The sequence below is a fragment of the Rhizobium indigoferae genome (assembly GCF_034554815.1).
Taxonomy (GTDB): Bacteria; Pseudomonadota; Alphaproteobacteria; order Rhizobiales; family Rhizobiaceae; genus Rhizobium; species Rhizobium leguminosarum.
The window spans coordinates 178,584-193,732 of record NZ_CP140637.1; the positions used below are offsets into that span (position 1 = coordinate 178,584).

Annotated in this window: 11 protein-coding genes; all 11 read right to left on the minus strand. The window is 61.0% G+C overall.

The features are described from left to right. Nucleotides 1-114: 114 nt before the first annotated feature. Complete coding sequence (gene serA, locus U5G49_RS27395; RefSeq protein ID WP_130729668.1) at nt 115-1,353, minus strand: phosphoglycerate dehydrogenase; 1,239 nt, start codon at nt 1,351-1,353, stop codon at nt 115-117. Nucleotides 1,354-2,050: 697 nt separating this feature from the next. After that, nucleotides 2,051-3,055, minus strand: a complete 1,005-nt coding sequence (locus tag U5G49_RS27400) for a C-terminal binding protein (RefSeq protein ID WP_130729667.1) — start codon at nt 3,053-3,055, stop codon at nt 2,051-2,053. 16 nt (nt 3,056-3,071) lie between these two features. Further along, on the minus strand, nt 3,072-3,632 hold the full coding sequence (gene msuE, locus U5G49_RS27405) for an FMN reductase (RefSeq protein WP_018245532.1): 561 nt from the start codon (nt 3,630-3,632) through the stop codon (nt 3,072-3,074). A 72-nt stretch (nt 3,633-3,704) separates the two neighbouring features. Continuing rightward, nucleotides 3,705-4,886, minus strand: coding sequence for an acyl-CoA dehydrogenase family protein (locus U5G49_RS27410; protein ID WP_193444913.1), 1,182 nt, complete (start codon nt 4,884-4,886; stop codon nt 3,705-3,707). A gap of 90 nt (nt 4,887-4,976) precedes the next feature. Beyond that, entirely contained in the window at nt 4,977-6,083 is a 1,107-nt protein-coding gene (locus tag U5G49_RS27415) for an LLM class flavin-dependent oxidoreductase (protein ID WP_018245534.1), read from the minus strand. Nucleotides 6,084-6,284: 201 nt separating this feature from the next. After that, nucleotides 6,285-7,367: an LLM class flavin-dependent oxidoreductase gene (locus U5G49_RS27420; protein WP_130729664.1), complete on the minus strand. Its 1,083-nt coding sequence runs from the start codon at nt 7,365-7,367 to the stop codon at nt 6,285-6,287. Then, nucleotides 7,364-9,094 (minus strand): dipeptide ABC transporter ATP-binding protein, encoded by a 1,731-nt coding sequence (locus tag U5G49_RS27425; RefSeq protein ID WP_130729663.1) that lies wholly within the window; start codon nt 9,092-9,094, stop codon nt 7,364-7,366. Before U5G49_RS27425 ends, U5G49_RS27420 begins: the two co-directional genes overlap by 4 nt. Then, nucleotides 9,073-9,921: an ABC transporter permease gene (locus tag U5G49_RS27430; protein WP_130729662.1), complete on the minus strand. Its 849-nt coding sequence runs from the start codon at nt 9,919-9,921 to the stop codon at nt 9,073-9,075. Before U5G49_RS27430 ends, U5G49_RS27425 begins: the two co-directional genes overlap by 22 nt. Continuing rightward, nucleotides 9,918-10,928, minus strand: coding sequence for an ABC transporter permease (locus U5G49_RS27435; RefSeq protein ID WP_018245538.1), 1,011 nt, complete (start codon nt 10,926-10,928; stop codon nt 9,918-9,920). Before U5G49_RS27435 ends, U5G49_RS27430 begins: the two co-directional genes overlap by 4 nt. A 37-nt stretch (nt 10,929-10,965) precedes the next feature. Next, entirely contained in the window at nt 10,966-12,615 is a 1,650-nt protein-coding gene (locus tag U5G49_RS27440) for an ABC transporter substrate-binding protein (RefSeq protein WP_193444912.1), read from the minus strand. A gap of 184 nt (nt 12,616-12,799) precedes the next feature. Beyond that, nucleotides 12,800-15,133, minus strand: a complete 2,334-nt coding sequence (locus U5G49_RS27445) for a molybdopterin guanine dinucleotide-containing S/N-oxide reductase (protein ID WP_193444911.1) — start codon at nt 15,131-15,133, stop codon at nt 12,800-12,802. Between the last annotated feature and the right edge of the window lie 16 nt (nt 15,134-15,149).

The following is a 15,149-nucleotide window of genomic DNA, read 5'->3' on the forward strand; positions in this document are numbered from 1 at the left end:
ACGGTTCGAACCCCTTCAACGCGATGGCTATGGCTGCTGCACAATGTTTAACGGGGCACGTCACAATGAGCCCTGAGCCTGGCGAGCACCCTGGAAAAGGCATTCCCACCGGCGTCAGTAAACCAATCGAGCCCGTATCGTTCCTTGAATCTGGCGGAGTGCATCAAGTATATCATTTGCAGTTTGGCCAACGCCTTCGACTTCAATAACCACGTAACCCGTATCGCCGTGCGTCTGCAGGAACTCGCCCACAATATTAAGTCCACGAGACGAAAAAACCGTATTCAGATTGTTGAGAATGCCAGGGCGATTTTCATGAACATGGATGAAACGCGTGCCGTTTGGACGTGGCGGCAGTTGAACCTGGGGAAAGTTGACAGCGCCTAGCGTCGAGCCGATGTCCGAATATTCGACAAGCTTCCTCGAGACTTCTCTTCCAATGCGTTCTTGGGCTTCTTCGGTCGACCCTCCAATATGCGGGGTCAGAATGACATTATCCAAACCTTGCAGCGGTGTTTCAAAACGCTCTTTGTTTGATGCCGGTTCCCTCGGGAATACGTCCACAGCCGCGCCTGCGAGATGTCCTTCTTTCAAAACCTTCGCGAGCGCTTCAAGATCCACCACGGTTCCGCGGGCATTATTGATGAAAATGGCTCCCTTTTTCATCCTGCGCAGTTCAGCTTCAGTTATCATGTTTTGCGTCGAGCTGGTCTCTGGAACATGCATCGTCACAAAATCTGAGATTTCGAGGAGCTCGCCAAGCGTTGCCATCGATTCTGAATTGCCGTGGCGAAGCTTGTCCGAAGGATCAAAATAGCGAACGTTCATACCCATGCTTTCGGCAAGAACGCTTAGCTGCGAACCGATATTGCCATAGCCCACGATGCCCAGCGTTTTCCCGCGCACCTCACGACTACCTTCGGCGGTTTTGTCCCATCCGCCGTCATGAGCGGAAGCCGAACGCGGGAAAATCCGCCTAGTCAGCATTATGATCTCGCCGATCACAAGCTCGGCGACCGAGCGCGTATTCGAATAAGGGGCGTTGAATACCGGGATCCCGCGTCGACGGGCCGCATCCAGGTCGACCTGATTTGTCCCCACAGAGAAACAACCGACGGCCATCAGCTTCTTGGCGCAGCTGAAAATCTCCTCAGTCAGCTGCGTGCGTGAACGAATTCCGACAATATGGGCCTCGGCTATATGACTTTTGAGATCTTTGTCATCCAGAGCCTTCGGCAAATGGGTCAGGTTGACGTAGCCGGATAAAGCGAAGTAGTCCACCGCGCTCTGACTGATCCCTTCCATCAGAAGCACGGAAATTCGATCGCGAGGAAGAGAAAGTTGTTCGGTCATTGAATTGCCTTGGAGTCTCGAATTCTATCTGGCCGAAGTAGCTCGTCCGACACAAAGACGCACTGCGATGGCAGCATGACTTAGCGACCATCCGATGAGCAGCGCAATAACAAACTCAGCTCCGTCGGCAGGCATAAGGCTCCGTTGCCGCAATTCAGCATATGCCGACAGTCATGACGAGCGAACGGCGGCTGTCAAAAAACAGCGGTTGCTATTTCTCTACAATGATCTGCACATCTTTCATCATCAAAGCCGGCTCGTCTTTGGTCCGCAAGCCGCGAGTATGAGCTCTCCATCTGAAGAGCCGCCTTCAGCATCTGCTACCGAGCACTTGCAATCGAAAGAAGGTTGGCAAATGGGGCCGTCTTCGATGATTATTCTCAAGCCAATTGATTGACGAGGTCATTGAGCAGCCGGCCAGAATGATCTCCCGCGACTGCGGCACAGGGACCGTTTTTCGAAGGCGGGCCCATCCGTCTAAGCGGATGGTCGGGGTGTTTCCAGGATGGCCGTCGGATTTGACCGAAGGATGGGGTGAAGATGCAAGGCTCTCTGTCGCAAAAGTCTGAGAAGTCAGCGGTTCGATTCCAGTCAAGGCGATCACCTTTCAGTCGGTAGACCTACACGTGATTTGCCTTCCGATCAGAGCGGGATAGCAAGCGCTCGACTTGACGTCTCGTTTCCGAATGACCGCCGCTCACGCCGTGATCTGATTTCGCAGTCGGCCCTCCTCGAGCAGGATCTTGATGGTCTGCGCTGCGTTGTGGCGCATCTCGATGGCTGCATGATCGGAGTAGAAGGCATTGTGCGGCGTTATCACCAGCCGCCCCTCAAGCCAGTCACTCCTATCGCGCCATGCTGTCAGCAGCGGATGATCGCGCGGCGGTTCCTGCGCCAGTGTGTCGATTGCCGCCGCCGCGAGATGGCCATTTCGCAGTGAGGCTTCGAGCGCATCGAGATCGTCGAGCAGTTCTCCCCGCGCGGTATTGACCAATATGGCTCCGGGCTTCAGCCGGGAAAGTCCATCCGCGCCAAGAATACCGCGCGTCTCGTCGTTTGCCGGGCAATGCAGGGTGACGATATCCGCCTGGGCGAAGAGGTCATCTAACCGGTCGGCGCGTTCATAGCCGACCGCCTTCTCATGGCCGGGCGGCTGGCCCGGATCATAGCCCAGGATGCGGAAGCCGAAGGGCTTCAGCCGGTTGACCACAGCCGTCCCAATCCGTCCGACACCTATCACGCCCACCGTGGTCCGGTTCGAGCGGGCAAGTGGCTTGAGGCTATGGACCTGCCATCCTGTCGTATAGCCACGGGCGCGGGCATCATGCTCCCAGAGTCGCCGGTGCAGCGACAGCATCATCGCGAGCGCATGGTCGGCGACTTCCTCCGTGCCGTAATCGGGATTGTTGGCGAACGGGATGCCTGCATCAGCCAGAGCCGAAAGATCGATCTTCTCGTAGCCGACACCGTAGCGGACGACGCCCCTGCAGCGTGAAAGTTGGGCGATACTTTTCGGCCCGAGCCGTGCGCCCCAGACCATCAGGGCATCAAGCCGAGCCAAGCGCTCGGGGGAGAAAAGCGTTTCGTCAGTGGTGGCGAAGAAATCGATCTCGACATCGTCACCGAGCACCTCGGCCTCGAGATCGGGCGCGCCGAACATGTGATCGGTGATGCCGACGACATATTTCTTTTGTGCTGTCATTTTGCCAGTCGACTACTTATTCCGCGGCAATTGCGTCTGCCGTCGAGCGGGCCTTCACAAGGACGGAGGCCTCAGCCAGCGCCTGGTTCACCCGACCGAGAATGGCCGTTGACGGAATGCCATCAGTGAAATCGCGGCTCGAGGCATAGATTGCCGTCGGCAGCACAAAAGCCTCGAAAAAAGCAAACAGCGGGCGAAGTTGATGCTCGACAACGAGGGAGTGTCGATCGCCCCCGCCGGTTGCCGTCAGGATGACGGGTTTGCCGCGCAAGTCTGCCGGATCGAGTAGATCGAAGACGTGCTTGAACAGGCCCGTGTAGCTCCCTTTGTAGGTTGGCGAACCGATGACGAGCGCTTCTGCGTCGATGATTGTTTGGATCACCGCCCTTGCTGCCGGATCGAGGTCCGCGACCGATCTTGCGGCCGCCAGTGAGATACCGAGGTCTTCGACGTCGAAGACGGCGTGCTGCAGGCCGGCCTGCTTCGCCAGCGATACCGTGACACTCTCCACGAAGCGCCTGGTGCTGGACGGGCGGGAGAGATTGCCCGAAAAGCCGACGATCAGATCGTTGCTCATCTAAATTCCTTTCGCGAATTCGCCTCGATCATGCGAGGGAGGAGGGAGGCCACCGGACGAGGCGCTCTGTTGCTATGCTGTTTTGAGGACCGTCAGCCCAGCCGGATAGCTCGAGCGGACACTTTCCTCTCTATTCCATCGATCAAAGGCAGCGCGGCCCAATATCGAAATAGAAGTATCTTCCTGCGGCGCGTGGACGAGCACGGATTGGATATCCCTGAAATGCCGTTCAAGTCCCAGGTCGGCACTAAGTCCCGGATTGCCGATGCCACGTACCGCGATCTGCACGGCTTCGCGCAGTTGTCGGCCTGCGATCAGCCGAGCCCTTATCATCTTTTCCGCGTCGCCATGGTTGGCGTCGAGCGCGCCGAAAATGATCTGCCGGGCGCCGGAGACAAGCAGGTCGATCTCACCTGAGAGCGTCACGAACCGCTCCGTGCGGGCGATGGGATGGCCCAGATTGGCGGGCACGCGCTCATGGGAGAAGCGGATGAAGGCAGCCTGGGCAGCCTCAGCCGCGCCGAGATAGATCGCGGTCAGCGCCAGCGTGATCGCAGCATGGGCGCGATTGTCCTGCTGAGCCACCGACGGATCAACGAGTTCCAGCACGTTTTCCGCTGGGATCTCGACGTCGGTATATTCGACGTCGTGCGAACCTGTGGCGCGCATGCCCAGGCTGTTCCAGTTCTCGATTACGTCGATGCCGGGCAATCCATTTGGCACGACGAACGTTCCGACGCGCGCGGGCGTTTCGTCGGTATGCGCCCAGACCAGGAAATGCGTAAGACCGTATGCGCCGGTGACGAAGCGCTTGCTACCGGTGATCGACCAGCCGCTTGTCGTGCGGCGGGCGACAGTCGCGGGCAGGCCGCCGCGGGCCGGAGACCCCAGTTCCGGCTCGACGCGTGCGGCGTTGAGCAATAGCGGTTTCTGATTGGCCTCCGCCAGCAGGCGCCGGTACAGATCATCAGGCCAATGGTTCTTTGCGGCCTGGCCGAGATGATTGAAGATCGTCATGGCGCTGATCAGCGCCACCGAGGGATCACCTCGCCCCAACGCCGCAAGAATGTGGGCCGCATCAGCGAGCGTCGCGCCTTGACCGCCATAGCGTGTCGCAACGGTGCTCTCTAGGAGACCACTCTGATGAACGGCCCGGATACCGGTCCAGGGAAATTGACCGGTTCGATCCGCATCCGGTGCGGCGTCCGCGATAACGCGCACGGTTTCATCTGGAACGATTGTATCATGGGACATGCGGGTCGACGCTTTCTGGCTGTTAAGGCAGTCCGGCTGCGTTGAGAAAAAGGGGACGCGCAGTCCGGCGCTCGGGCCAGACTGCGCGCATCACGCAGCACTCTTCTTCTTGTTCGCCTCTTCCCGTTCGCGAATGCCTTCACGCACGAGCGGCAGGATGTAGCGGCCGTAGTCGACCGCATCATTGTAATTGTCATAGCCGCGGATCGAGATCAGATCGCAGCCGAGATCGATGTAGTCGAGGATCGAATCTGCAATGGTGCGCGGCGAACCGACCAGCGCAGTGGTGGCGCCGCCAGCATTGGTCGCGGTCACCGTCGGATACCATAGAGCGCGGTCATGCACATCGCCGCGTGCTGCGATGTCCAGAAGCCGCTGCGAACCGACATTGGCCGGGCGTGCAGCATTGAGCGGCGCACGGGCCAAGCCTTTCTGGCGGTTTTCGTTCAGCTGGTCGAGAACTCTATGCGCCTTTTCCCATGCCAACTCGTCAGTTTCCGCGACGATCGGCCGGAAGGTAACCCATATGCGAGGGCGATCCGTCCGGCCTGCCCTTGCCGCTTCCGCGTAGATCCGTTCGATCTGCTGCTTTGTTTCTGCAAGCGGCTCGCCCCACAGCCCGAAAATGTCGCCCAGCGAACCCCCGATGCGATACGCGGCATCCGACGAACCACCGACCGAAATCGGGATCACGCCACTGGTTGGGCGCACCGCGCTGCGGAATTGCTTGAACTGGTAGTATTTCCCATCGAAGTCGAAGGGTTCTTTGGACGTCCAGGCGAGACGAAGGATCCGGATATATTCTTCCTGGCGCTCGTAGCGCTCCTCTTTGTTGAGGAAGTCGCCTTCGCGGGCCTGCTCTTCGTCGCTGCCGCCTGCAATGAAGTGAACGACAACACGCCCGCCGCTCAATTGATCGAGGGTTGCAAGCGATTTGGCTGCGACCGTTGGATAGACGGTGTTCGGGCGCAAGGCGACGATGATCTTGATGTGCTTTGTGTGGGCCAGGACCGTGGCGCCGAGCGTGAAGGGATCGAAGGAGGCGGAGGAGTAGGGGATCAGCGTGTAGTTGAAACCATAGTCATCGAGGGCGCGTGCGTACCGCTCCAGGAAACGAGGATCCACAGGCGCGTCGGGAATGGGGTTGAGGTCGTTCGACGCGTTGGGAAAGCTTACGCTAATGAATTCCGCGGACATGTGAGCTCCTTCAGGTTGCAGACCATTGCATTGACGTTAAGGCGCGGCAGCGCCGCGAGGAAGACAGGTCATTCTCTTTCTATCGATTTTATAGAAAATATTCGCTATCGCGGCGGATGGAGTAGGACTCGCTCCCGGCCGTGGCGTTGACACCTGATGCCTTCAACTGTCCTGGCATCGAGCCGTGTGGCCTGTAAATGGTTACGAGGCGGGCGACCAGCCAAGTCCTGGAGCGACTGTCTCGGCCAGGTCGGCCAGCAACCTTATGTTCTCGGCGAGGCCGAAGGCGGGGGGCAGGAAGAGCACGACCTCGTCTGCGGCTGCGAGGCCCGGGTCGTTGAATACGGCCTCAATCACTTGATCGGGCGTGCCTTGGAAGACAGGCGAAATCTGAGCGCCGGCTGGTTGGCTGGCGGGCGCGAGGGCACCTTTGGGACGCGACGCGGCAATTCCGATGGTGCGACGCTCGAGGTCATAGGCAGCGTATTTCTCTCGAAGTTCGGCGGTGGTCCCAACCAGGATGGAGGCGGCGACTGCGACCGATGGCGGCTCCGTTCCCCAGGTCGTGCGCCAGGTGGCGCGGAACGCCTCGATAATGCGAGCCTGATACTGCCCGAAAGTCTCGCCCTCGGCCTGGTCGTGCTGCACGGTTCCGGAGATAAGCCCGATCCCGAGCTCGGCTGCCTGCACTGCCGAGCTCAGGCTGGCCGACCCTTGTCGTATGCGCGAGCGCAGGGTCGGGCTATGCGGTGTTACGCGCAGTTCGGCGCCTTGCGGAGCACCCTGGCCTGGCGAAACGACCGTATGGAGGACTTCGCCTGCGATCGCTGAGAGGAAGCGTGCCTGGCGGCGTTTCGCTTCCGTCCGGGCGTCGGTGTCGACCGTACCGAACACAGCGTCGAACGCCGCGGTGGCACCGGTCGAGATCGCAAGTTCCAGCCGGCCATCGATGAGCAAGTCCGTCGTACCGGCCGCTTCGGCGAGCAGGATCGGGTCCTGATAGCGCATTGGGATGACCGCCGATCCCAGGTTGATGCGCTTGGTGTGCTGACCGGCCGCGGCAAAGAACGGAAGCGGTGAAGAGAGATAGTGGTCGAAGTGTCGCTGATAGGCCCAGCCCGACTGATAACCCAGCCGCTCTGCTTCCTTGAACAACTCGATCCCGTCGCGCAGACCTTGCGCCGGTCCGGCCTCGTCATTGAACGATACCCGGGTGTTGAAGCCGAGCCGCTGCTTTGGGCGGAACGACGCGGGCTGAGGATTTACAGTCGCAGCGATGGTCATGCGATCTTTTCCTCGTTGAAGATCCGCCGAGGTTGCGGGTGTGGTGCACGGGCGATACCAGCGGCGCCCGATGGGATCGATTCCAGCAGCGACCGAGTATAGGGCTGCTGGGGGTTTCCGAAGATGTCGGTGACGCTCCCATGTTCGACGATGCGCCCGCGCTGCATCACCGAGACGGTGTGCGCGAGTTGGCGCACCAGAGCCAGATCGTGGGAGACGAATACATAGGTCAGGCCAAGCCTGGCTTGCAGCGAAAGCAGCACCTCGACGATGTCGGCCTGAACGCTGACGTCGAGCGCGGAGGTCGGCTCGTCGAGCACGATCACATCAGGCTTGAGGACCAGAGACCTGGCGATGGCCACGCGCTGGCGCTGTCCACCTGACAAGGCTTCCGGCTTACGCAAGAGCAGGTGCTCGCCGAGCCCGACATTGGCCAGCGCTTCGCGGACCCGCGCGGAGCGCTCCTCGCGGGTTCCGATCTTGAACTGGTCGAGCGGTTCTCGTACCAGCTGCTCGACTTTCCAGGTCGGGTCCAGTGACGTGAACGGGTTCTGGTAGACGAGCTGCAGGTGGCGCCATACCGCGCGCAGCGACTCGGGCGAACGACCGTTGAGCTGCTCGCCGGCGACCGCAATGTTCCCGATGTCGGGTTGTTCGAGCCCAAGCAGCAGCCGGATTGCCGTCGTCTTGCCAGAACCGGATTCGCCGACCAGCGCGTGCGTGGTGCCAGCCTGGACGGCAAACGACACGTCGTTGACGGCCGTCAGAACCTTGCCGTCGACCGTGAAAGTCTTCGTGACGCCGCTAACCTCGATCTTCGGTGCCTTGTCGGTCTTGGTCCCGAGGAGACGGAAGGCGGGGTCTCGTAGCTTACGGTAACGATCGGGGTTGAGGGCTGGGACGTCGGCATGCAACTTCCTAGCGTATGCCGAAGCGGGCGCGGAGAAGACAGCCGTGGTGCTGCCGGCTTCCTGGACGATGCCGTCCTTGAGCACCACCAGAGAGTCCGCCCGCTCGGCGGCGATCGCCAGATCGTGGGTGATGAGGAGCAGGCTGATATCCAGTTCGTGCTGCAACTTGGAAAGCAAGTCGAGGATGCGTTTCTGGATCGTGACGTCGAGCGCTGACGTCGGCTCGTCTGCGACCAGCAGCAACGGCCGAGGGAGGACAGCAAGGCCGATCAGCACGCGCTGCAGCATGCCGCCGGACAGCTGGTGCGGGTAAGAGTCATAGACCCGCTGGGGGTTGTCGAGGCCGACCTGGGCGAAGGTCTCCAGGATGAGCGCCTTGCGGATTGCCTTATTGGGCTCGTCGACGAGTGCTGCCGCCTCCATCGCCTGGGCGCCGATCGTCCGCACCGGGTTGAGCGAGTTGCCGGGGTCCTGCGGGACAAACCCGATCGCACGTCCCCGCAAGGGCCGGAAACGACGCTCCGAGAGGCCCAATACCTCCTGGCCGTCGAACTCGACGCGGCCGTTAGCGCGTCCACCAGTGGCGAGCAGTCGCAACACCGCGCGGGCGATGGTCGACTTGCCCGAGCCCGACTCTCCGATGAGGGCGAGGCTCTTGCCGCGGCCGAGTTCAAACCCAACGTCGCTGACGACTTGCTGCGGTCCGTAGGAAACCGACAGCCCATCGATCCGGAGCAGGGGGGACGATCGCCGGAGCGCCGACCCGGTGACGTCAGTACGGGCGAAAAGCTCAGTCAGTCTGTCTTGCGAAGCCATCGGCTGATCCTGTTCACGGAGAGGACGGTTGCGATCGTGACGAATGCGGGCGCGTAAACCAGCCACGGCCATTTGAGGTAGTCCTTGCCGATCGAGATCAGCAGGCCCCAGTCGGAGGCCGGTGGAGGGTCGCCGTAGCCGAGGAAAGCGAGACTGGCGATCACCAGGATCGAGTCGCCGAACTGCAGCACTGCAAGCGGTAGCACCGAGCGCGAGGCGTTCGGCAGCACGTGGCGCCAAAGGATGTGCCAGCGCGATCCACCCAGTAGAAAGGAAGACTCGACGAATGTCGCTTGCCGGGTCTTGATGACCTCCGAGCGCATCACCCGGGCGAAGAGGGCCACCGCCGAGACGCCGGTTGCGATGGCGGCGTTCGTGGTGTCGAAGCCGATCGCCGTGACGACGATGACGGCCAGCAGGAATTTTGGAATCGCAAGCAGCACGTCGACCAGGCGCGCAAACAGAGTATCCACCCACCCGCCGAAGAAGCCGGCCAGCAGGCCGATGAGGCCACCGGCGAAAACGCCGATGACGACGGCGATCAGCGCGCTGGCGACCGAGGAGGCTGTGCCATAGACCACACGGGTATAAAGGTCGCGGCCGAGGTGATCGGTGCCGAACCAGTGCGCTGCACTTGGGCCCAGCAGCTTTTGAGCGGGAACGCCGTTGACCGGGTCATAGCTCGTGAACAGGCTTGGGGCGAGAGACCAGGCGATCGCCAGCGCGACGATTGCGAAAGAGAGCGCGACGACCGGCGGCACGCGCAGCGCCGTCAGCCGCCCGATCGCGGTGATGCGCGAGGTAGAGTGGGTGGAGGCGAGGGTCATGAGGTCACCACCTTGGAAATGCCGGCGGAACCTTCGTCGGCTGTGGTTGGACGACGCTCGGGCGTGCCAAGCAGTTTTACGCGCGGGTCGAGCAGCGGGTAGGCAAGGTCGGCGATCAGGTTGACGACCACGAAGACCACCGCTGCCAGAGAGACGACCGCCTGAAGCACGGGCAGGTCCTGAGTGCTCACCGACCGCTGCACCAGGCTGCCAAGACCGGTGCGTCCGAATACCGTCTCGGTGATCAGCGAGCCGCCGAGCAGTTCGCCGATGGTAAGCGCAATGACGGTAATGACCGGGAGCGAAGACGGCTTGAGCAGGTGCTTGGCGAACAGGCGCATTTGCCCGAGCCCGCGGCCCCGCGCGACGGCGGCGTATTCCTGGCCGGACTCATGATCGAGGTTGGCGATGAGCACTTCGGCGATTTGCGCGGAGATCGGGATGCCGAGCGCGATGGCTGCGAAAAGGGTCGCCCAGAAGCTGTCGGGCTCGATCACGCGGAAGACGCCGAGCTGGAAACCGAAGAGGTGGATCAGCACCAGGCCGATCACGAAGTTGGGCACCGACAGGAACAATGACGGGAAGCCCCGCAGCAAGCCTTGGCCAAAGTGTTTTGGAAGAAACTGCGTGCCATAGGCGATCACCGCCGCGAGCAGCAGCGCGACGACGAGGCCTGCAGAAGCAAGGATCAACGTCGATGGCAGCACCTCGGCGATCAGCGTCGCGACGGGCCGGTTGGTCCGCATCGACAGGCCGAGATCGCCGGTCACGAAGCCGGAAAAGGATGTCCACAACTGGACCGGGATCGGCTTATCCAGGCCCTGGGCGGCGATGATCTCCTTGATCTCATCCGGTGTGAACCCATTCTGGGGGTTGTTCAGGACATTGGTGATCGGGTCGCCGGGCAGGATGCTGACGACGACGAAGGTGAAGACATAGGCCAGCAGGATCACGACGATCGCCTGTACGAGGCGTTTTGCGGCGTAGTTTAGGTAGGCTTTGCTCATGCCGTCACCTTCTTACGTTGCTCGGTTGAATTGCGGGTTATTCGCTTTTCGAGGCCGTGTAGTAGCTGGCATAGGCGACGCCGTTATAGACTTCGCCCTTGAGCTTCGGGGATTGGACGTAGATCCGCTGGACGATTTGCGTGCGCGGGATGAAGTAGCCCTGATCGAGAATGTACTTCTGCAGTTCGTCGAGGAGCGGTTTGCGGCCTTCGATGGAACCGGCGCTGGCGATCTTGTCGCGGAGTTCGTTGAGCGTCTTGTCGCTCTCGTCGAGGGCGAACCAGTTCTCGCCGTTGTTGGCGTTCGTCAGGATACTGGCGACGGTGCCGGCGTCGATGAAGCTGCGCGTCACCTCATAGGCCGGCACGGCCGGACCGCCGTATTTGACCTTTTGGCCGAAGGTGACGACATCGTAGGCACGGATAGCGACTTTCCAGCCGATCTTGCCGAGTTGCTGGGCGATGAGTTCGTCGACCGATTTCGAGGTTGCGAGGTAGGGGTTGGAATGCAGCGTCAGCACGAGCGGCTGGCCGTTCTTGGTGCGGATGCCGTCTGCGCCCTTGACCCAACCCGCCTCGTCGAGAAGCTTCTCGGCCTTGTCGGGGTTGTAGGCCAAAAGCGCACTTTGATCGGTCGCTCCCGGCACGTTGGTCTGGATGAAGGACGTCGCGAGCTTCCAGTCGGGTGTGTAGACGGTGTCGATGATCTCCTGGCGGTTGATGCCGGCCTGCAGGGCCTGGCGGACTTTCACGTCGTCATATGGTGCAAGCTTGGTGTTGATTGCCCAACCATTCACGAAGCCGAGATAGCGCGGTGTCGCGGTGGTGAAGCCCTCTGCCTTCAAAGACTCCAGCTCCTGCGGCGAGGCGTTGTAGGCGACGTCGGCCTGGCCGGACTGGACAGCGGCCACGCGCAGCGAGGGCTCGGACACCAGCTTGTAGGTGATCGTGTCGAGATAGGCCGGACCAGTATGACCGACTGCCGCCGGACCCCAGTTGTAGTCCTTGCGCTTGACCAGCTTGACGAAGTCGCCCTCCTTCCAGGAGTCGACCACGTAGGGGCCACTGCCGGAGGTCTTACTGAGGTCGGCCTGCTGGGCTGCGGGCTGAGCGAGGGTCTTCGGGGAGATGAGGATCGAGCCGTGATAGCCGAGGGTCGGGATGAAGCCGAGCGTCGGCGCCTTGAAGAAGACCTTCACTGTGGTCGCGTCCACCGCCTCGGCGTGGTCATAGGTCTTCGGGAAGAGACCAATCGGGTTGATGCCTTCGCTCTTGCGGCCGGCGTACCAGATGTCGAGGTTGGCGACGACGGCCGACGCATCGAGCGCGGTGCCGTCGGAGAAAGTGACGCCGCTCTTCAGGTGCAGGGTGAACTCGGTGGCCTTGTCGTTCTGCTCCCAGCGTTCGGCGATCCAGGGGCTGACCTTGCCGTCAGCATCTACGTAAAGGAGCTTATCGGTCACATGGCCCCAGATGTGGCCCTGGAAGCTGGAAATGGCGCTGTTGTTCGGGATCCAGGTATCACCCAGCGAGTCGATCAGGAAGGTGATGTCACCGCCGTTGTGTGGGCTATCGGCACTCAGAGCCGGATTGAACTCAGCCGTTACCACCAAGGCGGCGATTGCCAACGCAGAGGTGGCGATCAGCAGACGCCGGGAAAGGGAGAACGGGGGAGAGCGTTCGATCATAATGCGGTCCTGTATTGTTTGCCAAGTAGATCACGACGCATAGCCTAAGCAGGGCAACAGGAGGGAGAAAGACCAGTTGTTCTTTTTCTACTAATTTTATGGATTATTTTGTTCGGTTTCTGGGTGTGTGAGGATCAGCTTTTCCGGGCTCAGTGCATCCTTCGCCGTGGTTGGTGACGCCGATCTACTGGTTGCCGGCCCTCGTGCTGGACCTCTCAGCCTCGTCAAAGAACGTCATCCCCTCGAATATCCGCACCGGAGGCAGTTCGCCGACGAACCGCTCTGCGTCCACCCTGGTAAGCTGTCCGGTCGAGCCCTGGGCCAATTGCGAGGTTCCGACATCACGGGTGAGGATGTTCGGGTTGCCGTGAACGCACATCGATTTGTCGGAGGCCGCATTGTCGGGTTCGAACCACGCACCCGTTGCAAGCTGCATCACGCTCTTTCGGACGTCCTCGCTGATCACCGCGGCTGCAAGGCAACTGCCGCGGGCGTTGAACAGCCTCACAATGTCGCCATCGGAAATGCCGCGTTCGGCCGCGTCAGCCGGGTTTATACGAACCGGTTCCCGCCCCTTTATCTTGGTGGAGCGGCTGAAATCGCCATAGTCCAGCTGGCTATGCAGCCGCTGATGCGGCTGGTTGCAGACCAGATGGAGCGGGAAGCGGCTTTTATCGTCCTCCGCCTCCGCCCTTGGCGGATACCATCGCGGATGGCCGCGGCAATCATCGTAACCGAAGCTTTCGATCCTCTGCGAAAAGATCTCGATCTTCCCGGATGGCGTTTGAAGTGGAGATGCAAACGGATCATGGCGAAAGGCACGCGCCGGTCCGCCATCGTCGGGTTTGAGCGGCAGGCACATCTCTCCGCGTTCCCAGAACGTCTCGAAGTCGGGAGCTTCGTGTCCACCGGCTACGAGCGCCTTGCGCGTTGTTTCGAAAAGGAAGGTTAGCCATTCCCGGCTGGTCCGGTTTTCGGTGAACTCTTCGAATTTGCCGAGACGGCGCGCGATCTCAGAGAAGATTTCATAATCGTCCCGTGCTTCGCCGACCGGCTCGATCAGCTTCTTCATGGCGACCATCAGCGGATCGCGGTCCGCCGCCCCGATATCGTCACGCTCGAGCGTGGTCGTCGCCGGCAGCACGATATCGGCGTGGCGCGCAGACGACGTCCAGGCCGTCTCATGCACGATGATGGTCTCCGGTTTCTTGAATGCCGCCCGCAGCCTGTTGAGATCCTGATGGTGATGGAACGGGTTGCCTCCCGCCCAATAGACGAGGCGGATATCGGGATAACGCATCGCGTGGCCGTTGTAGTTGTACTCGTGGCCCGGATTGAGCAGCATGTCGGCGATGCGCGCGACGGGAATGAAATCCGACACTGCATTCTTGAATTGGCTGAGCGTCGGCAGCGGGACGGCGAGCTGGTGTTTGCCGATGTTGCCCAACGCACCAAGGGAATAGGAATAGCCGCCGCCATCCAGCCCAATCTGCCCGAGCATTGCGGCGAGCACGATGCCCATCCAGACCGGCTGCTCGCCATGGTCGGCACGTTGCAGGGAATGGCTGACGGTGCTCAACGTCCTGGCGCGCGCCATGGAAAGCGCGAGGGTCTTTATGGCATCGACGCCGATGCCGCAGATGTGGGACGCCCAATCCGGGCTTTTTTCGACACCATCGATCCGGCCAAGCAGGTAGTCTTCAAAACGTTCATAGCCGACCGTATATCGGTCGAGAAATTGGCGGTCGTGCAATCCCTCGCTGACGAGCACATGCGCGAGGCCGAGCATCGGCGCGATGTCGGTGCCAGGTAAGATGGGCAGCCATTCGGCATTCACCTCAGGAGGAAAATCGTCTTTCAGGGGGCTGACGAGGACAAAACGCGCACCTCGCGCGTGCGCGCCGTTCAGCGTCCGGGGCACGATATGCGCGCTGATGCCGCCGCCATGCACATCGGTGTTCTTGATCGCCATCCCGCCGAAGGCGACGACCAGCTCGCTGCTCCGTTCGATGGCATCCCAGGTGACGCTCTTGCGGTCGAAATGATCGTATGGTCCCAACACGTGCGGGAGGATGACCATTGCCGCACCGGAGCTGTAGGTGTTGACGGAACCGACGTAACCACCCAGCACGTTGAGAAACCGGTGGATCTGGCTTTGTGCATGATGGAACCGTCCGGCACTAGCCCATCCGTAGGATCCTCCGAACACGGCTTCCGGGCCAAAGTTTCCGTAAACGCGCTGCAGCTCTTTTGCGACGAAGTCGGCTGCGCGCGGCCAACTGACCTCGACATAGTCGTCGGCCCCGCGATTCTGCGCGTGACCCGGCGCGCCTTCGAGCCAGCCGCGCCTGATCGCCGGCCGCCTGATGCGCATAGGGCTATGGGCGATCGCCGGAATGTTGCCCAGCAATGGCGACGGATGCGGATCGCCCGGATGAGGCCGGACCTCAAGACCTCCGTTTTCGTATCGGCCTGAAAACGCCCCCCAATGGGAACTGTGGGTCTTGAAGCTATTCATTTGACAGTGCCCTCGG

What these genes read in the sequence shown, in the direction of transcription:
- serA (WP_130729668.1), bottom strand. Translation starts at nt 1,353, where the DNA reads ATGACCGAACAACTTTCTCTTCCTCGCGATCGAATTTCCGTGCTTCTG.
- U5G49_RS27400 (WP_130729667.1), bottom strand. Translation starts at nt 3,055, where the DNA reads ATGACAGCACAAAAGAAATATGTCGTCGGCATCACCGATCACATGTTC.
- msuE (WP_018245532.1), bottom strand. Translation starts at nt 3,632, where the DNA reads ATGAGCAACGATCTGATCGTCGGCTTTTCGGGCAATCTCTCCCGCCCG.
- U5G49_RS27410 (WP_193444913.1), bottom strand. Translation starts at nt 4,886, where the DNA reads ATGTCCCATGATACAATCGTTCCAGATGAAACCGTGCGCGTTATCGCG.
- U5G49_RS27415 (WP_018245534.1), bottom strand. Translation starts at nt 6,083, where the DNA reads ATGTCCGCGGAATTCATTAGCGTAAGCTTTCCCAACGCGTCGAACGAC.
- U5G49_RS27420 (WP_130729664.1), bottom strand. Translation starts at nt 7,367, where the DNA reads ATGACCATCGCTGCGACTGTAAATCCTCAGCCCGCGTCGTTCCGCCCA.
- U5G49_RS27425 (WP_130729663.1), bottom strand. Translation starts at nt 9,094, where the DNA reads ATGGCTTCGCAAGACAGACTGACTGAGCTTTTCGCCCGTACTGACGTC.
- U5G49_RS27430 (WP_130729662.1), bottom strand. Translation starts at nt 9,921, where the DNA reads ATGACCCTCGCCTCCACCCACTCTACCTCGCGCATCACCGCGATCGGG.
- U5G49_RS27435 (WP_018245538.1), bottom strand. Translation starts at nt 10,928, where the DNA reads ATGAGCAAAGCCTACCTAAACTACGCCGCAAAACGCCTCGTACAGGCG.
- U5G49_RS27440 (WP_193444912.1), bottom strand. Translation starts at nt 12,615, where the DNA reads ATGATCGAACGCTCTCCCCCGTTCTCCCTTTCCCGGCGTCTGCTGATC.
- U5G49_RS27445 (WP_193444911.1), bottom strand. Translation starts at nt 15,133, where the DNA reads ATGAATAGCTTCAAGACCCACAGTTCCCATTGGGGGGCGTTTTCAGGC.